The organism is Pseudarthrobacter sp. MEB009 (genome assembly GCF_030208875.1).
Lineage (GTDB): Bacteria > Actinomycetota > Actinomycetes > Actinomycetales > Micrococcaceae > Arthrobacter.
Genome location: NZ_JARVTC010000012.1, coordinates 103884 through 128956, shown reverse-complemented (window position 1 = coordinate 128956; position 25073 = coordinate 103884). Strand labels below are relative to the sequence as shown.

Genomic DNA, 25073 nt, shown 5'->3' with positions numbered 1-25073 from the left:
TTCTTTGGGGGAGTGGGGTCAGCCGTGCAGGGCGCGGTGCGCCCTGGCGAGCTCGACGTAGCGTTCGGCGTTGGCCCGGACGCCGTCGAACTCCTCGTCGGTAAGGGGCCGCCGGACCTTGGCCGGGACGCCTGCCACCAGTGACCGCGGCGGCACCACCGTGCCCTCGAGGACCACGGCGCCGGCCGCCACCAGCGAACCCGCGCCGATCACCGCGCCGTTCAGGACGGTGGCGCCCATGCCGATCAGGCAGTCGTCCTCCACCGTTGAACCATGGACGACGGCTGCGTGCCCCACGCTGACCCGCTCACCCACCGTGCAGGGGAAGCCCGGGTCCGCGTGCAGCACCACGTTGTCCTGCAGGTTGCTGCCGGCGCCGACGCTGATCTTGGCGGTGTCGGCCCGGACCGTGGCGCCGTAAAACGCGCTGGCGTCCGCCGCCAGGCTGGCATTGCCGATGATCGTGGCCGTGGGGGCGACGAATGCTGTCTCGTGGACGGCCGGGGTGTTCCCGGCGAAGGGGTACAAGGGAGCCATGGGTTCACTCTAGCGACGCCTGCGCGTGGCCGGTTTCCGGTGCGGATGTGACAGGCCTGCGCGCCCCACCCAACTGACTCGCAGTTGTTGTCGTTTTGAGGGCTCAAAACGACAACAACTGCGAGTCAGTTGAAGACCACCGTGCGGTTCCCGTCCAGCAGCACCCGGTGCTCGGCGTGCCACTGCACCGCCTGGACCAGCGTGCGGCCCTCCACGTCGCGGCCCATCTGGACCAGCTGCTGCGCCGTGCGGCTGTGGTCCACGCGGATGACTTCCTGCTCGATGATCGGACCCTCGTCCAGGGCGGCCGTCACGTAGTGGGCGGTGGCGCCGATCAGCTTCACGCCGCGGGTGTGGGCCTGGTGGTAGGGCTTGGCGCCCTTGAAGGAGGGCAGGAACGAGTGGTGGATGTTGATGGCCTTGCCCGTGAGGTCGGTGCACAGCTCATCCGAGAGGATCTGCATGTAGCGGGCCAGGACGGTCAGCTCGATGTTGTGCTCCGCCATGATGGCGCGCAGCCTGTCCTCCGCCTGGACCTTGGTGTCCGCGGTGACCGGGATGTGGTGGAAAGGGATGCCGTAGAACTCGGCCAGCCCGGCCAGGTCCTTGTGGTTGGAGACAATGGCCGGGATGTCGATGGGCAGGGTGCCGCTGCGCTGCTGGAACAGCAGGTCGTTGAGGCAGTGCGCCGACGTGCTGGCCAGGACCAGGGTCCGGACCTTCCGGCCCGCGGGGTTCAGGCTCCACTGCATGCCGAACGCGTCAGCCACGGGCTGCAGGGCCGCGCGGAGCTCTGACTGCGTGGCGGTCGTGGTCACCTCCACGCGCATAAAAAACGTTCCCGTGGCGGGGCTGCCGTACTGCTGGGAGTCCGTAATGTTGCACCCCGCCACCAGCAGGGCGCCAGCCACAGCGTGGACGATTCCCTGGGTGTCCGGGCAGGACAGGGTGACTACGTATGCATCGTTGAGTTGCTCATCTTTCACGCAGTCAAGCCTACCCGCGCGCCAGGGTGTGCTTTTGGTAGGCTGGTCGGGTCGCAACTGGCGTTGGGTGGCTAACCACCAGGGAGCGGCAATCACGAAGACCACGGATCGTACGCCTGGGCCGAGGGTCATGTTTTGCCGGAAACGGGGCACCAGTTGCCTGTGCGCAGCCGCGTCCCGTGCCACCCGCCTGATGCCAGTAACCAACACGGCGGTAAGGCGTGCCAGCCGGTAGCCTGACCTAAGCAGTGCCCGAATCCCGAGCCAGGAGTTCTTTGTGACTACCACAGCCACCACAACATCAGCCGTCAGCAACCAGCCGCTGGCCGAGCTTGACCCCGAAATCGCTGCAGTCCTCAACCAGGAGCTTGGCCGCCAGCGCGGCACCCTGGAAATGATTGCCTCCGAAAACTTCGCGCCGCGCGCCGTGATGGAAGCCCAGGGCTCCGTCCTGACCAACAAGTACGCCGAGGGCTACCCCGGCCGCCGGTACTACGGCGGCTGCGAATACGTGGACATCGCCGAGCAGCTTGCCATCGACAGGGTCAAGGACCTGTTCGGCGCCGAGTACGCCAACGTCCAGCCGCACTCCGGGGCCCAGGCCAACGCCGCCGCCCTGTCCGCCATGATCACCCCCGGCGACAAGATCCTGGGCCTGTCCCTGGCGCACGGCGGACACCTCACCCACGGCATGAAGCTGAACTTCTCCGGCAAGCTCTACAACGTGGCCGCCTACCAGGTGGAGGAAGATTCCTTCCGCGTGGACATGGACAAGCTCCGCGAGCAGGCCATCGCCGAAAAGCCGCAGGTCATCATCGCCGGCTGGTCCGCCTACCCGCGCCACCTCGACTTCGCTGCGTTCCGTTCCATCGCCGATGAGGTGGGCGCCCTCCTGTGGACGGACATGGCGCACTTCGCCGGACTGGTGGCAGCGGGCCTGCACCCCAGCCCCGTCCCGTACTCCGACGTTGTCACCTCCACCGTGCACAAGACCCTCGCCGGTCCCCGATCAGGGGTGATCCTGGGCAAGCAGGAGTGGGCCAAGAAGCTCAACTCCAACGTGTTCCCCGGCCAGCAGGGCGGTCCGCTGATGCACGTCATCGCCGCCAAGGCCGTGGCCTTCAAGATCGCAGGCACCCAGGAGTTCAAGGAACGCCAGGAGCGCGTCCTCGAAGGCGCCAAAATCATCGCCGACCGCCTCAACCAGGCTGACGTTGCCGAGGCCGGCGTTTCCGTCCTCACCGGCGGCACCGACGTGCACCTGGTCCTGGTGGACCTGCGCAACTCCCAGCTGGACGGCCAGCAGGCCGAGGACCTCCTGCACTCCGTGGGTATCACCGTGAACCGCAACGCCGTTCCGTTCGACCCCCGCCCGCCCATGGTCACCTCCGGCCTGCGCATCGGCACCCCGGCCCTGGCCACCCGCGGCTTCGGCGCCGCCGAGTTCACCGAGGTCGCAGAGATCATCGCCAGCGCGCTGAAGGCCGGCACCGCCACCGACGTCGAGGCGCTCCAGTCCCGCGTGGACAAGCTCGCCGCCGACTTCCCGCTGTACCCGCAGCACGAGCAGTGGTAACCAATGACTGATACCGCAACTGCACAAATCCTTGACGGCAAGGCCACCGCCGCAGCCATCAAGGCCGAGCTGACCGGACGCGTGGCCACGCTCCGTGCGAAGGGCGTCACCCCCGGCATCGCAACTGTGCTGGTGGGCGCCGACCCCGCCTCGCAGCTGTATGTCTCCATGAAACACAAGCAGTCCGAACAGATCGGGATGAACTCGATCCAGCGCGAACTGCCGGCTGACGCCACCCAGGCCGACGTCGAGGCCCTCATTGATGAACTCAATGCGGATCCCGACTGCCACGGGTACATCGTGCAACTGCCGTTGCCCAAGCACCTGGATACCGACGCCATCCTTGAGCGGATCGACCCCGCCAAGGACGCCGACGGACTCCACCCGACCAATCTCGGCCGGTTGGTGCTCAACGTCAACTCGGAGATCACCACTCCTCTGCCGTGTACACCCCGCGGCGTCATCGAGCTCCTCGAGCGCAATGGGTACAGCCTTGCCGGCAAGCACGTGGTGGTGGTTGGCCGTGGCGTCACGATCGGCCGGACCATCGGCCTGCTGCTCACCAGGCGGGCCGTCAATGCGACGGTGACGCTGACGCATACCGGCACCAAAAACCTGTCGGAGCTGCTCAAGCAGGCGGACGTCATTGTGGGCGCCGCCGGAGTCAAGCACATCGTCAAGGCCTCGGACGTGAAGCCGGGCGCTGCCCTGCTTGACGTGGGGGTTACCCGGGAAACCGATCCGGAAACAGGTAAGAGCCGCGTCCACGGAGACATCGATCCCGCCGCCGCCCAGGTGGCCGGCTGGATTTCGCCCAATCCCGGCGGCGTTGGCCCCATGACCGTGGCGCTGCTGATGACCAATGTGGTTGAAGCGGCGGAACGCCAGGCAGGCATCGCCTAGCCCACGTGGGTTAAAACGCGCGACGGCGGCCCCGCACCTTCCCGGAAAGGTGCGGGGCCGCCGTTGTTGTGTTCGCCGCCGGTGGAAGCGTGCCGGATCGGCGCCGGGATTTGAGAGAATATCTCCATGCAATCAGTGGGCAGTTCCAACTCATCAGCCAAACCCCGTTTCTCCATGTTCCGCATCAGCGGGCCGGGGCTGATGGTCCTGGTGACCGCGTTTGTGGTGGCCGTCATCTTCGCCGCCAACCAGAACGATGTGGTGGGCTGGGTAGTGGCCATCATCGCCCTCTTCTGGCTGGTCCTGGCCACCTTCGTGGTGGTCAGCATCCAGCGTGCCGCCAAGAAGGCGGGCGCCAAGCTGACCGAGGCCCAGAACGCCTTCAACACCGCAGCCGGCCGGGCCCCCTCGCCCACGGCAGCGAACCACGGCGGTACCAGCGTGGTGTACGAGCGCAGCGAAGCCGATGAGGTCCGCGACCTCAAGCTGGACCACTCCTTCAAGATCGTCCAGGTGCAGGTCCGGGTGGTGGAGGAAGAGCGTGCCAAGGGCGCCGCCGCCAACCAGGACACCATCCACCGCGCCCTGGAAACCATCGAGATCACCGCCACCAACGCCCGCGACATGATGAAGTCCTCCGGCGGCTCCGGCGAGCCGGTCAGCGGAACCATCATCGACTAGAGTGGAGCGGGTGAGCTCGGCATTGAAGAAGGACCACCTTCGCATCGCATCCGTCAACGTCAACGGCCTCCGCGCCGCCTACAGGAACGGTATGGCAGCCTGGCTGGAACCGCGTGAGGTGGACATCCTCTGCCTGCAGGAGGTCCGCGCCCCGGATGCGATTATTCACCAGCTCCTCGGTGCGGGCTGGCACATCCTGCACGCCGAAGCCGAGGCGAAGGGCCGCGCCGGCGTGGCCATCGCCTCCCGCGAGGAACCACTGGCCACCCGCATCGGCATCGGCGACGAATACTTCGCGACGGCGGGACGCTGGGTCGAAGCCGACTTCCGGCTCCGCGACGCCGCCGGCAACCCGGTCCAGCTCACCGTGGCCAGCGCCTACGTCCACTCGGGCGAGGTGGGCACCCCCAAGCAGGACGACAAGTTCCGTTTCCTGGACATCATGTCCACCCGGCTGCCCGAGCTGGCCAAGCACAGCGACCACGCCCTGGTGGTGGGGGACCTCAACGTGGCCCACACGCCGCTGGACATCCGCAACGCCAAAGCCAATGTCAAAAAGGCCGGCTTCCTGCCCGAAGAGCGCGCCTACTTCGACAAGTACCTCGGCGGGGACATCGGCTGGCAGGACGTCCACCGCAACCTGTCCGGCCCGGTGGACGGCCCGTACACGTGGTGGTCCCAGCGCGGCAAGGCGTTCGACAACGACACCGGTTGGCGGATCGACTACCACTTGGCCACCCCGGCCCTGGCCGATGCTGCCTTCTCGGCAGTAGTGGACCGCGCGCCGTCGTGGGACACCCGCTTCTCTGACCATGCACCGCTGGTAGTGGACTACCAGCTCTAAGCCCGAAAGTTCCACCATGACTAGCCTGACCTCTCCGGCCGCTAAAAAGCGCATTCTCTCCGGCGCCAAACCCACCGCCGATTCGCTGCACCTGGGCAACTACATCGGTGCCGTGCGCAACTGGGTGGACATGCAGGAGGAGTACGACGCTGTCTTCTTCATCCCTGACCTGCACGCCATCACCGTGGACTTCGACCCCGCGGAGCTCGCCAAGCGCACCCGGACCGTCGCGGCGCAGTACATCGCCGCCGGCATCGACCCGGACCGCAGCATCTTCTTTGTCCAGTCCCACGTGCCTGAGCACGCCCAGCTGGCCTGGGCCCTGAACTGCATCACGGGTTTCGGTGAGGCTTCCCGGATGACCCAGTTCAAGGACAAATCGCAGAAGTCCGGCGCCGACTCCGCCACGCTGGGCCTCTTCGCCTACCCCACGCTGATGGCAGCCGATATCCTGCTGTACCAGACGGACCTGGTTCCGGTGGGCGAGGACCAGCGCCAGCACCTGGAACTGACCCGGAACCTGGCCCAGCGGTTCAATACCCGGTTCGGGGACACGTTCACCGTCCCCGAGGCCACCATCGTCAAGGAAAGCGCCAAGATCTACGACCTGCAGAACCCCGGCGCCAAGATGTCCAAAACCGGCGAGTCGCCCAACGGTGCCATCCAGCTGCTGGAGGACCCCAAGGTCGCCGCCAAGCGGATCAAGTCTGCAGTGACAGACGCCGGCACGGAGATCCGCTTCGACACCGGGGAAAAGCCGGGCATCTCCAACCTGCTCACCATCTACTCGGCCCTGACCGGCAAAACAGTGGCCAGCCTCGAAGCCGAATACGAAGGCAAAATGTACGGCCACCTCAAGGTGGACCTTGCCGATGTGGTGGTTGATTTTGTGACACCCCTGCGGGACCGGACCAATGAACTGATGACGGACCCGGCCGAACTGGACCGGCTGCTGGCCTCAGGGGCTGCACGGGCACGGGAGATCGCCTCGGTCACCCTGGGCAGCGTGTACGAGCGCATGGGGTTCCTGCCGTCATTGAGCCTCGCCGGAGTCCGCTAGAGCCATGTCTGCCAGCAACGTCACCGCACGGGAAGGAACCCGGGGCCCAGGCTCGCTGGGAACCGCGCCCACCCCGCACGGCGGCCCTGCCGGCGGCGGGGACGGTTCCCGCCAGGAAGACATCAGCGTTGGCGTAATCCTGGGCTTCCCGGCTGAGGTTGCCAGCGAACTGCAAAGCTGGCGGGCCTCATTTGGGGACCCCCTGGCGGAGGTGGTGCCTGCCCACATCACCCTGGTCACCACCACCCCCACCACGGACTGGGACGCCACCCTGGCGCACGTGCGCAGCGTGGCCCGGGGCCAGCGCCCCTTCCGGGTCACGATTTCCGGGACCGGGACGTTCCGGCCGGTCTCCCCGGTGGTGTTCATCAAGGTGGAGGACGGGTTCGCCGAGTGCGTGGACCTGCACGGCAAGCTCCAGCAGGGGCCGCTGCACCGCGACCTGCCGTTCGCCTACCACCCGCACGTTACCATCGCCCACGATGTGGCCCCGGAAAGCCTCGACGAAGCCGAAACGGTGCTGAAGAGCTACAGGGCAAGCTTCCCGGTGGCTAGCATGGGACTTTACGAGCACGGTGCCGATGGCATCTGGCAGCTACGGGAAGAGCTGGACTTTGGGACCGAAACAGACAACAACGCCGGCACCCGGCATAAAAACTCAGCAAGGGACGCCGGGGACGCCGCCGCTTCCCACTGACCTGGCCGGCCTGCGGCTGGAGGTCAGCCACAAACGGGTGGAGCTGAGCAAGGCGCGCCGTTCCGGCGGCGGCCCGTTCGCCGTCCCGCTGGCCACGCTCATGCTGTTCCTGGCCCGGCTGAACTCGCTGCTGCCCATGCGCGCCTTCGCGCATTACAACCGGCAGCACGGCCCGCTGATGGCCGCCGGGATCGGTTTTGTGATGTTCTTCTCCATCACGGGCCTGCTGGCCACCGGCTTCTCCATTGCCGGGCTGGTCCTCCGCGGCCAGCCGCAGCTCCTGGACACCGTGGTGGGCAGCGTGGCGCAAAGCGCGCCGGGCCTGCTCAAGGTCAACGGCGGAGAGGGCCTGGTGGACCCGCAGGACCTGCTGAACCCCAGCGGGCTGGGCTGGACCGCGGTCATCGCCGCCGTCGTCACCATCATCACGGCGCTGAACTGGATCAACGGCGTCCGGGAAGGCCTGCGGGGCGTCAACCAGCTGCCGCCGCTGGTCATCAGCCCGGTGCTGCTCAAAGCGGGCGACGCCGGCACGCTGGTGCTCCTCGGGGTGGCCCTGGTGGTCAGCTCCGGCGCATCGCTGGTGTTCGGCACCGCTGCGGGGTGGGTCACCGACTTCCTGGGCCTCAGCGACGCCGTGGCCGGCCCGCTGACCACCATCGTCAAAATCGCCGTGCCACTGGTGCTGGGCTGGGTCACGGCCGTGATCATGTTCCGCCTGGCAGCCAGGCTCAAATTCTCCCGCCGGGCCCTCCTGGAAGGCACCATCATCGCCGCCGTGGGCACCACGGTCCTGCAGCTGTTCAGCACCGAGCTGCTGGCCGGCGCCGGTCGGAACCCGCTGCTGGCCCCGTTCGCCATCATCATCGGCCTGCTGATCTGGTTCAACCTGGTCAGCCAGGTCTACCTGCTCTCCGGGTCCTGGGCCACCATCCGCGAAGGTGACCTGGCCGCAGGCGCCGCGAACGGCGAGAAGGCCGCCTGGGGCGCCCGGCAGGTCCAGCCGGGCAAGGTCCCGGTGGCCACCACGCCGGTTCCCGGCAGGGCCGTCGCGGGCAGCGTCAGGCGTCGAGGTACTGGTCGGCCCAGGCAGCGATGATCCGGGCGGCGCGTGCCGCCTGGCCCTTGCCCGTGAGCAGGTGGTCGCTGCCCTCCAGGGACACAAAGTTCCGCGGATGACGGGCCGTTTGGAAGATGGTGCTGGCGTTCTCGATCCCGACGGTGTTGTCTGTGGGGGAGTGCAGCACCATCAGCGGCTTGTGGAGCTGCCGGATGCAGTCGGTCAGGTCCGCGTTCTCCAGGTCCTCCACGAAGTGCCGGCGGATCTCCACGCGTTTTCCGCCCAGATCCACCTCGGCGCTGCCTTCGGAAAGGATCCGGTCCAGGGCAGCGTCAAAGACGTGCGCCACATGCTTGGGTGAGAAGGGCGCCCCGACTGTGGCAACGGCGTCGAGCTCCGGAATCTCCTTGGCAGCTGCCAGCACGGCGGCTCCACCGAACGAGTGGCCCACCAGCAGGGAGATCTCCCTGCCGACGCTGCGCATGTACTCTGCCGCCTTGACCGTGTCCGCCACCTTGTGGCTGAAGGACCCGGCGGACCATTCGCCGGCGGAGCCGCCCAGGCCCAGGTTGTCGAAGCGGAGCATGCCCACGCCGCTGTCAGCCAGCGCCTTGCACATCCGGGACGCGGACGGCGCATCCTTGCCCAGGGTGAAGCCGTGCGAAAACACGCCCCAGCCCTTCACCGGGCCCTCGGGGACATCGATGATGCCGGAGAGCACCTCGCCGGTGGAGCCGGTGAAGGAGACCTTTTCGGAGCGGGACACGGTGTCCCCTTTCGTTTGTGCGGACGGCTTGCGCTATCACCTATGGTCCCTAAAAGGGGGTTTTGGGGACCATAGGTGATAGGGCATCTTAAAAGTTCGACGGCGCCCCTCACCACATGGGGTGGGGGACGCCGTCGTCAGCGTTGGATCCTTAGATCTTGCGCGAGAGGATTGCCTGCTTGACCTCGGCGATGGCCTGGGTGACCTGGATGCCGCGGGGGCATGCTTCGGAGCAGTTGAAGGTGGTGCGGCATCGCCACACACCTTCCTTGTCGTTCAGGATTTCCAGGCGCATGTCGCCGGCGTCATCGCGTGAATCGAAGATGAAGCGGTGGGCGTTGACGATTGCGGCGGGACCGAAGTACTGGCCGTCCGTCCAGAACACCGGGCAGGACGAGGTGCACGCGGCGCAGAGGATGCACTTGGTGGTGTCATCAAAGCGTTCGCGGTCCTCGGCGGACTGCAGGCGTTCCTTGGTGGGCTCGTGGCCCTTGTTGATCAGGAAGGGCATAACCTCGCGGTAGGACTGGAAGAACGGTTCCATGTCCACGATCAGGTCCTTCTCCACCGGCAGGCCCTTGATGGGTTCCACGGTGATGGGCTTGGACGTGTCCAGGTCCTTCAGGAGCGTTTTGCAGGCGAGGCGGTTGCGGCCGTTGATGCGCATGGCATCGGAACCGCAGACGCCGTGGGCGCAGGACCGGCGGAACGACAGGCTGCCGTCCGTCTCCCATTTGACCTTGTGCAGGGCATCCAGGACACGGTCCGTGCCGTACATGGTCAGGTGGAAGTCATCCCAGGTGGCCTCTTCCGAGACTTCCGGGTTGTACCGGCGCACACGCAGGTGGACGTCGAACGTGGGGATTTCCCCGCCGCCGCCCACACCTGCGGGCAGTTCGATCTTTGAGGCTGGCTCAGCGAGTTCAGCGGTCATCTTAGTACTTCCTCACCATCGGCTCGTAGCGGGTAAAGACAACCGGCTTCGTGGCCAGGCGGATGCCGGCGATTGCTTCAGCCGATCCGTCTGCCGGGGCGTGGTCATCCTTGTACGCCATGGAGTGCTTCATGAATTTCTCGTCGTTGCGGTCCGGGAAGTCCTCGCGGAAGTGTCCGCCGCGGGATTCCTCGCGGTGCAGGGCCGCCACGGTCATGACCTTGGCCAGCTCCAGCAGGAAGCCCAGTTCCACGGCCTCCAGCAGGTCCAGGTTGAAGCGCTTACCCTTGTCCTGGACGTTGATCCGCGTGTACCGCTCCTCGAAGGAGGCGATGTCGGCCAGGACCTGGTTCAGCGTGTCCGCGGTGCGGAACACCTGCATGTTGGCGTCCATGGTGTCCTGGAGTTCCTTGCGGATCAGGGCCACCTTTTCGTCGCCTTCGCCGTTGCGGGCGATGTCCAGCAGTTCCGTGGTGTAAGCCAGCGGGTTCTCCGGCAGCTCCACGTAGTCGGCGGTCTTGGCGTACTCGGCCGCGGCCACACCGGCGCGCTTGCCGAACACGTTGATGTCCAGCAGCGAGTTGGTGCCCAGCCGGTTGGAGCCGTGCACGGACACGCAGGCCACCTCACCGGCGGCGTACAGGCCCGGGATGATGGTGTCGTTGTCCTGCAGGACCTCGGTGGTGATGTTCGTCGGGATGCCGCCCATGGCGTAGTGCGCCGTGGGGAACACCGGGACGGGTTCCGTGTAGGGCTCCACACCAAGGTAGGTGCGGGCGAACTCGGTGATATCCGGCAGCTTGGCGTCAATGTGCGCCGGCTCCAGGTGGGTGAGGTCCAAAAGGACGTAGTCCTTGTTCGGGCCGCAGCCGCGGCCTTCGCGGACCTCGTTGGCCATGGAGCGGGCCACGATGTCGCGGGGCGCCAGGTCCTTGATGGTGGGGGCGTAGCGCTCCATGAACCGCTCGCCCTCGGAGTTGCGCAGGATCGCGCCTTCGCCGCGGGCGGCCTCGGAAAGCAGGATGCCCAGGCCGGCCAGGCCTGTCGGGTGGAACTGGAAGAATTCCATGTCCTCGAGGGGGATTCCCTTACGGAACGCGATGCCCATGCCGTCACCGGTGAGGGTGTGGGCGTTGGAGGTGGTCTTGAAGACCTTGCCGGCGCCGCCGGAGGCGAAGACCACCGACTTGGCCTGGAACACGTGCAGTTCGCCGGAGGCCAGGTCGTAGGAGACGACGCCGGCAACACGCTTCTGCTTGTACGGGGTGCCGTCCTCGCGGACCGCGTCCTCTTCGACCGTCAGGAGGTCCAGGACGTAGTACTCGTTGTAGAACTCGACGTTGTGCTTGACGCAGTTCTGGTACAGGGTCTGCAGGATCATGTGGCCGGTGCGGTCAGCGGCGTAGCAGGCCCGGCGGACGGGAGCCTTGCCGTGGTCGCGGGTGTGGCCACCGAAGCGGCGCTGGTCAATGCGGCCCTCGGGCGTGCGGTTGAACGGCAGGCCCATCTTTTCCAGGTCCAGCACGGCGTCGATGGCTTCTTTCGCCATGACTTCGGCGGCGTCCTGGTCAACCAGGTAGTCGCCGCCCTTGACGGTGTCGAACGTGTGCCATTCCCAGTTGTCTTCTTCGACGTTGGCAAGGGCCGCGCACATACCGCCCTGCGCCGCGCCCGTGTGTGAACGGGTGGGGTAGAGCTTGGTCAGTACTGCTGTGCGGGCGCGCTGACCGGATTCGATCGCGGCGCGCATGCCAGCGCCACCGGCACCGACGATGACGACGTCGTACTTATGGACCTGCATACCAGACGCTCTTTCTCTCAAATTTCCTGTAAAACAACGGGGCGGCGTTGGCTGCCCCGCACAACAGGGCCCGCGGTTATGCCCGCGGGCCCTGGAAAGTGCTGCTGCTAGGCAGGGCAGAAACCGCCCGGCAGGGGGACGCCGTCGACGACGGGGCACGGGTTGAAGGTGAAGATCACCAGGGTGCCCAGGACGATGATGACAACGGTTGCGCTGTAAAGGACCGTCTTCAACCAGCGGCGGGTTGAGTCCTTCTCGGCGTAGTCGTTAATGATGGTGCGCACGCCGTTGGTGCCATGCAGCATGGCCAGCCACAGCATGGCCAGGTCCCAGAACTGCCAGAACGGGTCGGCCCACTTGCCGGCCACAAAGCCGAAGTCGATCGCGTGGATGCCTTCGCCCACCAGGAGGTTCACAAAGAGGTGGCCGAAGATCAGCACCACCAGCACCACGCCGGAGAGGCGCATAAACAGCCAGGCCACCATCTCGAAGTTGCCGCGGCTGCCGCCGTTGCGGCGGTACTGCGGTGCGATCCGGCCGCTGCGCGGACTGTCGATTGTTGCAGTCATGGCTTAGTGACCTCCGAGGGCGAGGGACAGGTGGCGGATGGAGAAGGCAACCATTGTCACTACCCAGAGGCCCAGGACAACCCAGAGCATCTGGCGCTGGTACTTGGCGCCCTTCTTCCAGAAGTCGACGGCGATGATCCGCAGGCCGTTGAAGGCGTGGAACACGATGGCGGCAACAAGGCCGGTCTCGCCCAGCGCCATCAGGGGATTCTTGTAGGCGCCAATGACGGCGGTATACGCCTCAGGCGAAACCCGCACCAAGGAGGTGTCCAGGACGTGGACCAACAAGAAGAAAAAGATCACTACACCGGTAATCCGGTGTCCTACCCAGGACCACATGCCTTCACGGCCGCGGTACAAGGTGCCAGCTGGTTTTGTCGGCACTGAATAAACCTCCCTGCAACACAGCGGCGCTGGCATGAGATCCACGCGGGGGGAACGCCTGCTGCGAGAGCACTCGTAGCTCGAGCCTAAATCTAGGCTCCGCTTACAGCTTATTCAATTTAGGAGCCACTTAGTGACCAGCAGCGGCGCGGGTTCGGTGGATTTTGTGAGACAAACCCCACAGTGGGTTGCGCGGCCGGGCCCTGATGTGTCGTGCCGGGGGCACTTTACCGGGGCAGCGGTGCCGGTTCGGCTAAAGTAGGCCCTGATGAGTAAAGACACAGTGACAAGCCCGGTATCACCCCTTGACCGCTTTATTGCGGTGATTCCGGCTGGCGGAGTGGGGACCCGCCTCTGGCCCCTGTCACGAGCCGCAGCTCCCAAGTTCCTTCACGACCTCACCGGTTCGGGCAGCACACTGCTGCGCGCCACCTTTGACCGGCTGCAGCCTTTGGCCGGCAGCCGGGTCCTGGTGGTCACCGGCCAGGCCCACCGCGAGGCTGTATGCCGCCAGCTTCCCGAGGTGGAGGATTCGGACCTGGTCCTCGAATCCGAGCCCAAGGATTCCGGTGCCGCGATCGGGCTGGCCGCAGCCATCCTGCACGAACGGGACCCGGACACCATCATGGGTTCCTTCGCAGCAGACCAGGTGATCAGCCCGGACAACCTCTTCCAGGAAGCGGTCCGCGAAGCGATCCACGCCGCTGCCGCCGGAAAGATCGTCACCATCGGCATTAAGCCCACGCACCCCTCCACAGGGTTCGGCTACATCCGTTCCGGTAAGGCGTTGAACATCGACGGCGCGCCCAGCGCGCTGGACGTTGTGGAGTTCGTCGAGAAGCCGGACGAGGAAGTCGCCCAGCAGTATGTGGACAGCGGCGAATACTCCTGGAACGCCGGGATGTTCGTGGCGCCCGTGGCCCTGATGCTCAAGCACCTCGAAGCCAACCAGCCCGGCCTCTTTAACGGCCTGCAGGAAATCGCCCGCGCCTGGGACACCCCGGACCGCGACGAGGTCACGGCCAGGGTCTGGCCCACCCTGCCCAAGATCGCCATTGACTACGCCGTGGCGGAGCCCGCCGCGGAAGCCGGCGACGTCGCAGTGGTCCCGGGTTCCTTCCGCTGGGACGACGTGGGCGACTTCGCCTCGGTGGGCCGGCTGAACTCCGCCAGGGAAGTTGACGACGTCACGGTGCTCGGTGAGGGCGCCCGCGTCTTCACCGAAAACTCCAGCGGCGTGGTGGTCACTGACACCAAGCGCGTCATCGCGCTGATCGGGATCCAGGACGTGGTCATTGTCGACACCCCCGACGCCCTGCTGGTGACCACCATGGCGAACTCGCAGCGCGTTAAAGCCGCCGTGGACGCCCTGAAGGCCAGCGGCGACACCGACGTCCTCTGAAACCGGCCGCCCGCCCTCGCCAACCTCCCGCCCTCGCCAACCTCCCGCCGTCGTCAACCCGACGACGGCGGGAGGCCGCGGGAAGTAACGCGGCGGCCGTGATGCCCGTAAAGCGGCGGCGCTCGCTAGAGTGAACCAGTGCGCAATTACACTACTGAAGCCGAACCCACCGCTTTGGTGGCTCCATGGCTGGAGCCGCTCCTGCCGGAACTGATCGATTTCCGCAGGGACCTGCACGCACATCCGGAATTGTCCTTCAAGGAGTTCCGCACCACCGACAAGCTGGCCGAGCGGCTGGAGGCAGCCGGGCTCAGCCCGCGCCGCCTCGAAGGCACCGGGCTCACGGTGGACGTAGGGGAGGGCCCCATCGCCACGGCCCTGCGCGGGGACATCGATGCCCTGCCCATCATTGAGGAAACCGGCCTGCCGTTCGCCTCAAAGAACCACGGCGTCACCCACGCCTGCGGCCATGATGTCCACACCACCACCATGTTGGGCATCGCCCTGGTCCTGCAGAAAATGCACCAGGCCACCCCGCTGGGCGCCACCGTCCGCCTCATCTTCCAGCCGGCCGAGGAAACCATGCCCGGCGGCGCGCACTCCTGCATTGAACAGGGCGTCCTGGAAGGTGTTCCGCGGATCCTCGCCCTGCACTGCGATCCGCGGATCGAGGTGGGCAAGATCGGCACCCGCATCGGCGCCATCACCTCGGCGTCGGACACCATCCGGATCGAACTTTCGGGCCGCGGCGGCCACACCTCCCGCCCGCACCTCACCGAAGACCTGGTTTTTGCGCTGGCGCAGATCGCCGTCAACGTCCCCGCAGTCCTCTCCCGCCGCGTGGACGTCCGCAGCGGCGTGTCCGTGGTGTGGGGCCAGATTTCAGCGGGGTCCGCCCCCAACGCCATTCCCGGCACCGGGTACATGGCGGGCACCATGCGCTGCCTGGACCGTGACGCCTGGCACGCTGCCGGCGAACTGCTGGACGAGGTGGTCCACCAGGTGGCCGCCCCCTACGGCGTTGATGTCCGGCTGGAACACACCCGCGGCGTGCCGCCGGTGGTCAACTCCGAGCATGAAACGGCAATCATCGAAGCGTCCGCCCGCGCTGAAATCGGCGAAAGCGCCGTGGTGCTGACCCCGCAGTCCATGGGCGGGGAGGATTTCGCCTGGTTCCTGGCGGAACTTCCCGGCGCCATGATGCGGCTGGGCACCAAGACCCCGGGCGGCGAGGAGTACGACCTGCACCGCGGCGACTACATCCTGGACGAACGCGCCCTGGGACTGGGCATCCGGGTCCTGACCGCTGCGGCACTGCGGACCATCCGGGACCTGTAGACGCGGCCGGTGGGGGAGCTCGGCTGTCCGCCACAATCTAAGTTGTGCACAATTCAATTGTGGGCTACGGTAGATGCATGAGCGAAACCCCCAGGCTGGACCGTCAAGTGTGTTTTGCGCTGTACTCCGCATCCCGGGCAGCCACCGCCGTTTACCGGCCCGTCCTGGAAGACCTCGGCCTTACCTACCCGCAGTACCTGGTACTGCTGGTCCTCTGGGAGAACGACCCCCGGGGCGTCAAGGAACTGGGCGAGGAACTTGGCCTGGACTCCGGCACTCTGTCGCCCCTGCTCAAGCGGCTCGAAGCCCTGGGCTTTGTGGAGCGCCGCCGGTCGGGAGAGGACGAACGCCGGGTGGCCGTCCACCTCACCGCCGCAGGCCGGGAACTCAGCGTCCGGGCCAGTGCCATCCCGCAGCGGCTCGCAGATGCTGCCGGCCTCTCAGCCGATGAGCTGGAGCAGCTCCGTACCACACTGGGCAAGCTCACCGCAGCCCTGCACTCCGCCGTCTGACCCGCGGCAGGACCCCCCATTTTCCAAGCAATCACCTACAGAACGGAACTGTTCCTGTGAAGACCCTTTACACAGCCGAGGCACTGGCCTCCGGCGAAGGCCGCGACGGCACCGCACGCACCAATGACGGAAAACTCGAAGTTGACCTGGCCAGCCCCGTTGAACTCGGCGGCAGCGGCGAAGGCACCAACCCCGAGCAGCTTTTCGCCGCCGGCTACGCGGCCTGTTTCCACTCCGCCCTGCGCCTTGTGGGCCGCAAGGAACGCGCCGACCTCGCGGACTCCGCCGTCGCCGCCAAGGTGCACCTGGGTCAGCTTCCCGACGGCGGCTTCGGCCTCGCCGTCGACCTCGAAATCGCACTGCCCGCCCTCGACCTGGGCACCGCAGAAGACCTGGTCGCCAAAGCCCACCAGGTCTGCCCCTATTCAAACGCCACCCGCGGCAACATCACGGTGGACATCAAGGTATTGGAGTTTGCAGCATGAGCGTGACAACACTTCCCACCAGCACCCGCGAAATCCAGCTCGCCTCCCGCCCGGTAGGCCGGCCGGCGGCGGAGAACTTCCGCCTCGCCGAGTCGGGCCTGCCGGAGCTGCAGGACGGCCAGATCCTGGTCCGCAACACCTTTATGTCGGTTGATCCCTACATGCGGGGCCGCATGAACGACGTCAAGTCCTACTCGGCGCCGTTCGCCGTGGACCAGGCGCTCGACGGCGGCGCCGTGGGCGAGGTCATCGCGTCCCGGTCAGCTGACCGGGCCGTGGGGGAGACGGTGGTGCACTCGCTGGGCTGGCGTGAGTACGCCGTTGTCGACGTCGCTACCACCGCAGTGGTGCGCCCCGAGCTCGCCCCGGAGTCCGCCTTCCTTGGCGCCCTCGGCATGACGGGCCTGACCGCCTACGCCGGCCTGCTCAAGGTGGCCGAATTCAAGGCCGGCGACGCCGTCTTCGTCTCCGGCGCAGCAGGGGCCGTGGGCTCGCTGGTAGGCCAGATCGCCAAGGCCATGGGCGCCTCCCGGGTCATCGGTTCCGCCGGTACCCCGGAAAAAGTGGCCCGCCTGCTGGAGCTCGGCTTCGACGCCGCCTTCAACTACAACGACGGACCTGTCCGGGACCAGCTCGAAAAAGCCGCAGGCCCCAACGGCATCGACGTCTACTTCGACAACGTCGGCGGAGAGCACCTCGAGGCAGCACTGTCCGTACTGAACGTGGGTGGCCGCGTTGCCATGTGCGGTGCCATCGCCCAGTACAACTCCACCGAGCCCACACCGGCGCCGCGGAACCTCATGCTGGCCATCGGCAAGCAGCTCACCCTGCGCGGATTCCTGGTGGGTGGCTACTGGCACCTGAAGGACGAGTTTATGGAGAAGGCCGCAGCGTGGCTTGCAGACGGCTCCATCAGCTACGACGAAACCATCGTGGACGGACTCGAAAACGCCCCGCAGGCCTTTATGGACCTGCTGGACGGCGCCAACACCGGCAAGATGCTGGTGCGGATCCAGCCCCAGGGCTAAACGCCTCCGCAGCCAGTAGGCGTGCCGCCACCGCGCGGCACGCCTACTGGTTGGTAACAACTTGTAAACAATCTCCGGGAACGGGTGCCCCTGTGCTACAGGGGAGTGGCGCAGGCCACTAAAGTAATGGCATCAGTGCGCTCCGGCGCAGTGCTGCGGGCCCTCAGTGAAAACAGAATTTCAGTGTAGAAACGGACACTCATTGAATTCCAGCCGTAGCGCCACTCTCTTCATCCTGGAGGAAAATTGAAGACATCACTGCGTGCACCCTTCAAGCGCGGTTCACTGGCAGGGCTGGCCACCATCAGCGCGTCCGCACTCCTGCTCAGCGCCTGCGGCGCGGCACCCGAGGCAGGCAGCGGCCCAAGCGCCGGCGCCACGGACTACACCGGCTGCATCGTCTCCGACTCCGGCGGGTTTGACGACCAGTCCTTCAACCAGTCCTCCTACGAGGGCCTGAAGAAGGCCGAAACCGACCTGGGCATCAAGGTCAACCAGGTTGAATCCAAAACCAACAACGACTTCGACCCCAACCTGCGGGCCATGGTCAGCGCCGGCTGCGACCTCACCGTCACGGTGGGCTACCTGCTGGGCGACGCCACCAAGGCACAGGCAACGGCGAACCCGGACAGCCACTTCGCCATCATTGACTTCGGCTATGAAACCCCCATCAGCAACGTCAAGCCCATCATCTACGACACGGCCCAGGCTGCGTTTATGGCCGGCTACCTTGCTGCCGGGTCCACCAAGACCGGAACGGTCGCCACGTTCGGCGGCATCAAGATCCCCACCGTCACCATCTTTATGGACGGCTACGCGGACGGCGTCAAGTACTACAACGAGCAGAAGGGCAAGGACGTCAAGCTCCTTGGCTGGAACAAGGAAGCGAAAGACGGCAGCTTCACCGGCGACTTCGAAAAGCAGGACGTCGGCAAGCAGCTCACGCAGAACTTCCTGGACTCGGGTGCCGACATTGTGATGCCCGTGGCCGGCCCCGTGGGCAAGGGCGCCGGCGCGGCGCTGAAGGAAGCCAAGGCCGCCGGAAAGGACGTCAAGCTCATCTGGGTTGACTCCGACGGATACCTCACGGCACCCGATTACAAGGACATCATGCTCTCCTCCGTGATGAAGGAGATGGGCGACGCCGTGGAGACGGTGGTCAAGGAAGACAAGGACGGAAAGTTCAGCAACACCCCGTACGTTGGCACGCTGGCCAACGAGGGTGTGAAGCTGGCACCGTTCCATGACTTCGAATCCCAGGTCCCGGCCGAACTGAAGGCCGAGTTGGACCAGATCAGCAAGGACATCGTGGACGGCAAACTGAAGGTTGTGTCCGAGTCCAGCCCGAAGGTCTGAGCACTGCCTGTAAGCGCCACCGCCCGGTTGGTCACTGACCCGCCGGGCGGTGGCGCTTTTTGCTGGCCGCGCCACCGGGCACACCCCCGCCCATCCCAGGACCGCACCCACTAGGCTGGTCCTGCAGCCACATATCCCGTCCGGTCGATCACCGGACGCTTCGAGATTGGTCAGAGTTTTGAAACTTGAACTCAGAGGGATCACCAAACGCTTCGGCACCCTGATTGCCAACGACCACATCGACGTGGTGGTTGAGTCCGGTCAGATCCACTGTCTGCTCGGCGAAAACGGTGCCGGCAAATCCACCCTGATGAACGTCCTGTACGGGCTGTACGAGCCAAGCGAAGGCGAGATCCTCGTCGACGACAAACCCGTCTCCTTCCGTGGCCCGGGTGATGCCATGGCTGCGGGCATCGGCATGGTGCACCAGCACTTTATGCTGGTGCCCGTCTTCACCGTCGCCGAAAACGTGGCCCTGGGTGCCGAGCCCACCAAGGCGGCCGGCTTCCTGAACCTGGACGAAACCCGGCGCAGGATCCGGGAAATCTCGGACCAGTACGGTTTCGACGTGGACCCGGACGCCCTGGTGGAAGACCTGCCCGTCGGCGTCCAGCAAAGGGTGGAAATCATCAAGGCCCTGGTACGCAACGCCAGCGTCCTGATCCTCGATGAGCCCACTGCCGTCCTGACACCCCAGGAAACGGACGAGCTCCTGGACATCATGCGCCAGCTCAAGGCCGGCGGCACCTCCATCGTCTTCATCAGCCACAAGCTGCGCGAAGTGAAGGCCGTCTCCGACACCATCACCGTGATCCGGCGCGGAAAAGTGGTGGGCACAGCGGATCCCGCAGCCTCCACCACCGAACTCGCGTCCATGATGGTGGGACGTGCGGTGAGCCTGACCCTGGACAAGGAGCCGGCCACACCGCAGGAAACCACTTTCGAGGTCCGGGACCTGACGGTGATCGCCCCCAACGGCCAGCACATGGTGGACGGGCTCAGCTTCGACATCGCCCGCGGCGAGATCCTCGCCGTCGCCGGAGTCCAGGGCAACGGCCAGACCGAACTGACCGAGGCAATCCTGGGCCTGCAGGACAGGGTTTCGGGATCTGTCACCCTTGACGGCAAGGAACTCCTGGGCCGGTCCGTGAAGGACGTCCTCGGCGCCGGCGTCGGGTTTGTCCCGGAGGACCGCAAAGTGGACGGCCTCGTCGGTACCTTCTCCGTGGCGGAAAACCTGGTCCTCGACCTTTACGACAAGCCCCCCTACGCCAAGGGCATCAGCATGAGCCCGGCAAAGATCATGGAAAACGCCAAGGCACGGATCGGCGAATTCGACGTCCGCACCCCCTCCGCCGCTGCCGCCGCCGGCACCCTTTCCGGCGGCAACCAGCAGAAAGTGGTGATGGCCCGGGAGCTGTCCCGGCCGTTGCGCCTCTTTATTGCCTCCCAGCCCACCCGCGGCGTGGACGTGGGCTCCATCGAATTCCTGCACCGGCGCATCGTGGCCGAACGGGACCAGGGCACCCCGGTGATGATCGTCTCCACCGAGCTGGACGAGGTGATGGAACTCGCCGACCGCATCGCGGTGCTCTACAAGGGCAAGCTGGTGGGCATCGTCCCGGCCGGCACGGGCAGGGACGTCCTTGGCCTCATGATGGCAGGCATCGCCCCCGGCGAACACACCGCCAGCCCGTCCACGGGCACCCAGCCCGCCGCCACCGCCGACACCGAGGGAGGCGACCATGCCTGAGAATCCCAAACCCCAACACGCAGCCGGCGAAACGCCGGAAACCGCTCCGGAGCAGACCGCAGCCGCGGCCGCCGTGGACACCGCCGGCGGTGCCATGGAACCGTCTGCAGTCCCCGCCACCGCCCAAAGCGGGCAGCTTCCCGGCGGCCCGGACACCGTGCTCCGAAAAATCTTCACCGGCAGCGGGATGGTCTCCGTCCTGGCCGTCCTCCTGGCACTGGTCATTGGCGGCCTGCTGATCGCCAGCACCGACAAACAGGTCGCCGCCACGTCGACGTACCTGTTCGCCCGGCCCGCCGACTTCCTGGCTGCGGTATGGAACGCGGCCACCCGGTCCTACATCGCACTGTTCCAGGGCTCGGTGTTCAACCCGCGCGGCAACACCGCCGCGGCCCAGTTCGCGCCGTTTACCGAGACCCTGACCATCGCCACGCCGCTCATCACGGCGGGCCTGGGCGTGGCCCTGGCCTTCCGGGCCGGGCTGTTCAACATCGGCGCGCAGGGCCAGATCATCATGGCCGGCATCCTGGCCGCCTGGGTGGGTTTCGCCCTGGACCTGCCGCTGGGCCTGCACCTGCTGCTGGTCCTTGTGGCAGGCATCATCGGCGGCGCGGTGTGGGGCGGACTGGTGGGCCTGCTCAAGGCCCGCACCGGCGCCCATGAGGTGATCCTCACCATCATGTTCAACTACATCGCCCTGTACTTCCTGCGCTACCTGCTGAACACCCCCGCGTTCCAGCGGCCGGGGGAGACCAACCCCATCTCACCCATCCTCGACGCCAGCGCCGTGTACCCGCAGATCCTGGGCGGCCAGTTCCGCCTCCACCTGGGCTTTGTCCTGGCCATCGCCGCAACCGTCCTGGTGTGGTGGCTCCTCAACCGCTCCACCGTGGGCTTTGAGTTCCGGGCCGTGGGCGCCAACCCCAAGGCTGCCCAGACCGCCGGCATCAACGTCTCCCGCGCCACCATCCTGGTGATGGCCATCGCCGGTGGCCTCGCCGGCCTCTCCGGCGTGGCCCAGGTGGCCGGCACCGAGAAGGTCCTCACCGACGGCGTCGCAGCCACCTACGGGTTCGACGCCATCACCGTGGCGCTGCTGGGGCGCTCGACGCCGTGGGGAACCTTCGCGGCCGGACTGCTCTTCGGCGCCTTCCGCGCCGGAGCCGTCCAGATGCAGATCCAGACCGGCACCCCCATTGACATCGTCCTGGTGGTCCAGTCCCTGATCGTCCTCTTCATCGCGGCACCGCCCCTGGTCCGCGCCGTCTTCGGACTGAACCCGCGGCGGAAGAAACCCGCCCGCGCAGCCAAGTCCCGCCGCGCAGCCACCACCGGAGGTGCCGCATGAGCACAACAGTTTCCTCACCCAACCCGGGTACCCCGCGGCCCGTAAACGCCGGAGCGGGGGAGCGGGCAGCCGCGGTCTCCGCCAAACCCGTGGGCTGGCGCACGCCCGTCATCCTCGCCGCCTTCGCCCTGATCGCCCTGGTGTTTTTCGGGCTCATGGGTCCCAACCAAACGGCCAGCTTCGGCATCTCCACGGGCAGCGACTTCTTCCAGCTGCCGGCATTGGAGATCAACGCCTTCGCCGGCGGGCTGGTGCTGTCCATTGTGCTGCTGGCCCTGGCCGGCTATGCCGTCTACCTCAAGACCCAGGACCGGCCTGCCCCCGGCTGGCTCAACGTGGCCTTTATTGTCCTTTTCGTCGCAGCCTTCCTGATCTGGGTGGTGGGCGGTGCCCGCACCCCGGCCATCTCCCTGGCCGGCCTCATCGCCGGTTCCGTGACGCTGGCCGTGCCCCTGGTCTTCGGTTCCCTTTCCGGCGTGCTGTGTGAACGGGTGGGTGTGGTTAACATCGCCATCGAAGGCCAGCTGCTGGGCGGCGCCTTCACGGCCGCCATCGTGGCCACCATCACCCAGAACCCGTTCATCGGGCTCATCGCCGCGGCTGCCGCCGGCGCCGTGGTGTCCATGGTGCTCGCCGTCTTCAGCATCAAGTACGTGGTCAACCAGATCATCGTGGGTGTGGTGCTGAACGTCCTGGTCTCCGGCGTCACCGGCTTCCTGTTCAGCACCGTCATGCAGGCCAACAAGGCACAGTTCAACTCCCCACCGGGACTGGACATCATCGAAATTCCGCTGCTGTCCGGCATCCCGATCATCGGGCCCATCCTGTTCCGCCAGTCCCTGGTGGGCTACCTGATGTACGCCGCCGTCCTGGTGGTGTGGGTAGGCCTGTTCAAGACCCGCTGGGGCCTGCGCGTCCGGGCCGTGGGCGAGCACCCGCAGGCCGCCGACACCCTGGGCATCAACGTCAACGCCACCCGGTTCTGGAACGTCACCCTCGGCGGTGCCGTGGCAGGCATCGGCGGCTCGTTCTTCACCCTGGTGGCCATCGACAGCTTCACCAAGGAAATCTCCGGCGGACGCGGCTTCATCGCCCTGGCCGCGCTGATCTTCGGCCGCTGGAACCCCATCGGGGCGTTCTTCGCAGCGCTGCTGTTCGGCTTCGCCGACAACCTGCAAAGCATCGTGACCATCATCGGCACCCCGGTGCCGAGCCAGTTCATGGCCATGCTGCCCTATCTGGTCACCGTCCTCGCCGTCGCCGGCCTGGTGGGCAAATCCAGGGGGCCGGCGGCCAGCGGCATCCCGTACGTTAAGGGTTGACGGCCGTGGACAACGGAACGGCGGTGGACTGGGCCGCCCTGGAACAGGCAGCGGTGGCGGCCATGGGCAACGCCTACGCCCCGTATTCGAAGTTCCCGGTGGGCGCCGCGGCGCTCACCGCGGACGGCCGGATTGTCAGCGGCTGCAACGTGGAGAACGCCAGCTACGGCCTGACCCTCTGCGCCGAGTGCGCGCTGGTGGGCAACCTGCACATGAGCGGCGGCGGCCGGCTCCGGGCGTTCTATTGCGTGGACGGCGCCGGCAACGTGCTGATGCCCTGCGGCCGCTGCCGGCAGCTGCTCTATGAGTTCCGGGCCCCGGACATGGAGCTTATGACCACCCACGGCATCAAAACCATGGACCAGGTGCTGCCAGACGCCTTCGGTCCCGAACACCTGGAGGAAACCCGGTGACAGCGAACCGTACATCCGAAGCTTTCGACGCCGTTGACATCATCCGCGTCAAACGGGACAAAGGGACCCTGAGTCCCGAACAGATCGACTGGACCATCGACGCCTATACCCGGGGCGCCATCGCCGACGAGCAGATGGCCGCCTTGAACATGGCCATCCTGCTCAACGGCATGGACCGGACCGAAATTGCCCGCTGGACGGCGGCCATGATCGCCTCCGGCGATCGGATGGACTTCTCCAGCCTCCGGCGGCCCGACGGCGGCCTGAAGTACACCACCGACAAGCACTCCACCGGCGGTGTGGGGGACAAGATCACCCTTCCGCTGGCACCACTGGTGGCCGTTTTCGGCGTGGCTGTCCCGCAGCTCTCCGGCCGCGGCCTGGGACACACCGGCGGCACCCTGGACAAGCTGGAGGCGATTCCGGGTTGGCGGGCGGACCTCAGCAACGCGGAGATGCTGGCCCAGCTGCAGGATGTGGGGGCCGTGATCTGCGCTGCGGGCGCCGGCCTGGCCCCTGCCGACAAAAAGCTCTATGCCCTGCGGGACGTGACGGGTACCGTGGAGGCGATTCCGCTGATCGCCTCCTCGATCATGAGCAAAAAAATCGCCGAGGGCACCGGGTCCCTGGTCCTGGACGTCAAGGTGGGCAGCGGCGCGTTTATGAAGGACGAGGCCACCGCCCGCGAACTCGCCGAGACCATGGTGGCGCTGGGCAAGGACGCCGGAGTCAACACGGTGGCCCTGCTCACCAACATGAACACCCCGCTGGGGCTGACCGCCGGCAACGCCATCGAGGTGGCCGAGTCCGTGGAGGTGCTGGCCGGCGGCGGCCCCGCCGACGTGGTGGAGCTGACGGTCCGCCTGGCGGAGGAAATGCTGGCCTGCGCCGGCGTCCACAACGCCGACCCGGCAGCCGCCCTCAAGGACGGCCGGGCCATGGACGTGTGGAACCGGATGATCCGGGCCCAGGGCGGCGATCCCGCCGCCAGGCTGCCGGAAGCCAGGGAGTCCGATGTCGTCTACGCCCCCGCCGACGGTGTGCTGGTGGAACTGGACGCCCTGTCCGTCGGCGTCGCGGCCTGGCGCCTCGGTGCCGGCCGCGCCCGCAAGGAGGACGTGGTCCAGGCCGGAGCCGGGGTGCGGCTGCACGCCAAACCCGGCGCCCTGGTGCGTGCGGGGGAGCCGCTCATGACGTTGCTCACCGACACTCCGGAGCGGTTTGCCCGGGCCAGGGAAGCACTGGAACACGCAGTGGTCATCGCCCCGGAGGGCTCCCGGCCCGCGCAGCAGCTGATCATCGACCGCATCGCGTAGGG

25 protein-coding genes are annotated in these 25073 nt (G+C 66.5%); 18 read left to right on the top strand and 7 right to left on the bottom strand.

Translation table 11 applies throughout. The features are described 5' to 3' along the window. Positions 1-18 precede the first annotated feature (18 nt). Positions 19-537, bottom strand: a complete 519-nt coding sequence (locus QRN07_RS11175; protein ID WP_050684880.1) for a gamma carbonic anhydrase family protein — start codon at positions 535-537, stop codon at positions 19-21. A gap of 125 nt (positions 538-662) precedes the next feature. Further along, on the bottom strand, positions 663-1523 hold the full coding sequence (gene purU / locus QRN07_RS11170; RefSeq protein WP_285241040.1) for a formyltetrahydrofolate deformylase: 861 nt from the start codon (positions 1521-1523) through the stop codon (positions 663-665). A gap of 277 nt (positions 1524-1800) precedes the next feature. Between purU and glyA the strand changes: the two genes are divergently transcribed. From glyA to QRN07_RS11135, 7 genes are all read left to right on the top strand, one after another. Beyond that, the gene (glyA, locus tag QRN07_RS11165) at positions 1801-3099 is read left to right on the top strand and encodes a serine hydroxymethyltransferase (protein WP_285241039.1); all 1299 of its coding nucleotides are present in this window, start codon (positions 1801-1803) and stop codon (positions 3097-3099) included. 3 nt (positions 3100-3102) lie between these two features. Beyond that, positions 3103-4002: a bifunctional methylenetetrahydrofolate dehydrogenase/methenyltetrahydrofolate cyclohydrolase gene (locus QRN07_RS11160; protein ID WP_050684883.1), complete on the top strand. Its 900-nt coding sequence runs from the start codon at positions 3103-3105 to the stop codon at positions 4000-4002. Positions 4003-4128: 126 nt separating this feature from the next. Then, positions 4129-4683, top strand: a complete 555-nt coding sequence (locus tag QRN07_RS11155; RefSeq protein WP_050684884.1) for a hypothetical protein — start codon at positions 4129-4131, stop codon at positions 4681-4683. A gap of 10 nt (positions 4684-4693) precedes the next feature. Next, a complete protein-coding gene (locus QRN07_RS11150) occupies positions 4694-5527 on the top strand; it encodes an exodeoxyribonuclease III (RefSeq protein WP_285241038.1) in 834 nt (277 codons plus the stop codon). Positions 5528-5543: 16 nt separating this feature from the next. Next, positions 5544-6587, top strand: coding sequence for a tryptophan--tRNA ligase (gene trpS / locus QRN07_RS11145; RefSeq protein ID WP_050684886.1), 1044 nt, complete (start codon positions 5544-5546; stop codon positions 6585-6587). Between the two features lie 4 nt (positions 6588-6591). Further along, on the top strand, positions 6592-7284 hold the full coding sequence (locus QRN07_RS11140) for a 2'-5' RNA ligase family protein (RefSeq protein ID WP_285241037.1): 693 nt from the start codon (positions 6592-6594) through the stop codon (positions 7282-7284). 37 nt (positions 7285-7321) lie between these two features. Beyond that, positions 7322-8383 (top strand): YihY/virulence factor BrkB family protein, encoded by a 1062-nt coding sequence (locus QRN07_RS11135; RefSeq protein ID WP_285241036.1) that lies wholly within the window; start codon positions 7322-7324, stop codon positions 8381-8383. Here QRN07_RS11135 and QRN07_RS11130 read toward each other — a convergent pair. From QRN07_RS11130 to sdhC, 5 genes are all read right to left on the bottom strand, one after another. Then, complete coding sequence (locus QRN07_RS11130; protein WP_056597906.1) at positions 8346-9110, bottom strand: alpha/beta hydrolase family protein; 765 nt, start codon at positions 9108-9110, stop codon at positions 8346-8348. The genes QRN07_RS11135 and QRN07_RS11130 overlap by 38 nt on opposite strands. A 151-nt stretch (positions 9111-9261) precedes the next feature. Next, positions 9262-10044 carry a succinate dehydrogenase iron-sulfur subunit gene (locus QRN07_RS11125; protein WP_050684888.1) on the bottom strand — a complete coding sequence of 261 codons (783 nt, stop codon included), beginning with the start codon at positions 10042-10044 and terminating at the stop codon, positions 9262-9264. A gap of 1 nt (position 10045) precedes the next feature. Further along, complete coding sequence (gene sdhA, locus QRN07_RS11120; protein ID WP_050684889.1) at positions 10046-11845, bottom strand: succinate dehydrogenase flavoprotein subunit; 1800 nt, start codon at positions 11843-11845, stop codon at positions 10046-10048. Between the two features lie 107 nt (positions 11846-11952). Next, positions 11953-12414, bottom strand: a complete 462-nt coding sequence (locus QRN07_RS11115; protein WP_050684890.1) for a succinate dehydrogenase hydrophobic membrane anchor subunit — start codon at positions 12412-12414, stop codon at positions 11953-11955. 3 nt (positions 12415-12417) lie between these two features. Beyond that, on the bottom strand, positions 12418-12798 hold the full coding sequence (gene sdhC, locus QRN07_RS11110; RefSeq protein ID WP_082178227.1) for a succinate dehydrogenase, cytochrome b556 subunit: 381 nt from the start codon (positions 12796-12798) through the stop codon (positions 12418-12420). Positions 12799-13066: 268 nt separating this feature from the next. Here sdhC and QRN07_RS11105 point away from each other — a divergent pair, with 268 nt between their 5' ends. The 11 genes from QRN07_RS11105 to QRN07_RS11055 all read left to right on the top strand — a co-directional run bounded on the left by QRN07_RS11105 (position 13067) and on the right by QRN07_RS11055 (position 25071). Then, on the top strand, positions 13067-14200 hold the full coding sequence (locus QRN07_RS11105) for a mannose-1-phosphate guanylyltransferase (RefSeq protein ID WP_050684892.1): 1134 nt from the start codon (positions 13067-13069) through the stop codon (positions 14198-14200). 138 nt (positions 14201-14338) lie between these two features. After that, entirely contained in the window at positions 14339-15538 is a 1200-nt protein-coding gene (locus QRN07_RS11100; RefSeq protein WP_050684893.1) for an amidohydrolase, read from the top strand. Between the two features lie 77 nt (positions 15539-15615). After that, on the top strand, positions 15616-16050 hold the full coding sequence (locus QRN07_RS11095) for a MarR family winged helix-turn-helix transcriptional regulator (RefSeq protein WP_050684894.1): 435 nt from the start codon (positions 15616-15618) through the stop codon (positions 16048-16050). Between the two features lie 56 nt (positions 16051-16106). Continuing rightward, a complete protein-coding gene (locus QRN07_RS11090) occupies positions 16107-16535 on the top strand; it encodes an organic hydroperoxide resistance protein (RefSeq protein WP_050684895.1) in 429 nt (142 codons plus the stop codon). After that, entirely contained in the window at positions 16532-17563 is a 1032-nt protein-coding gene (locus tag QRN07_RS11085) for an NADP-dependent oxidoreductase (protein WP_285241035.1), read from the top strand. The genes QRN07_RS11090 and QRN07_RS11085 overlap by 4 nt, the downstream gene beginning before the upstream one ends. Before the next feature lie 246 nt (positions 17564-17809). Beyond that, positions 17810-18919 carry a BMP family lipoprotein gene (locus QRN07_RS11080; protein ID WP_285241034.1) on the top strand — a complete coding sequence of 370 codons (1110 nt, stop codon included), beginning with the start codon at positions 17810-17812 and terminating at the stop codon, positions 18917-18919. Between the two features lie 178 nt (positions 18920-19097). Continuing rightward, entirely contained in the window at positions 19098-20672 is a 1575-nt protein-coding gene (locus QRN07_RS11075) for an ABC transporter ATP-binding protein (RefSeq protein ID WP_056597912.1), read from the top strand. After that, entirely contained in the window at positions 20665-22020 is a 1356-nt protein-coding gene (locus tag QRN07_RS11070) for an ABC transporter permease (RefSeq protein ID WP_285241033.1), read from the top strand. The genes QRN07_RS11075 and QRN07_RS11070 overlap by 8 nt, the downstream gene beginning before the upstream one ends. Further along, the gene (locus QRN07_RS11065; protein WP_285241032.1) at positions 22017-23342 is read left to right on the top strand and encodes an ABC transporter permease; all 1326 of its coding nucleotides are present in this window, start codon (positions 22017-22019) and stop codon (positions 23340-23342) included. Before QRN07_RS11070 ends, QRN07_RS11065 begins: the two co-directional genes overlap by 4 nt. Positions 23343-23347: 5 nt before the next feature. After that, on the top strand, positions 23348-23755 hold the full coding sequence (locus tag QRN07_RS11060) for a cytidine deaminase (protein WP_082178228.1): 408 nt from the start codon (positions 23348-23350) through the stop codon (positions 23753-23755). Next, positions 23752-25071 (top strand): thymidine phosphorylase, encoded by a 1320-nt coding sequence (locus QRN07_RS11055; protein WP_285241031.1) that lies wholly within the window; start codon positions 23752-23754, stop codon positions 25069-25071. Before QRN07_RS11060 ends, QRN07_RS11055 begins: the two co-directional genes overlap by 4 nt. The last annotated feature ends 2 nt before the right edge of the window (positions 25072-25073 follow it).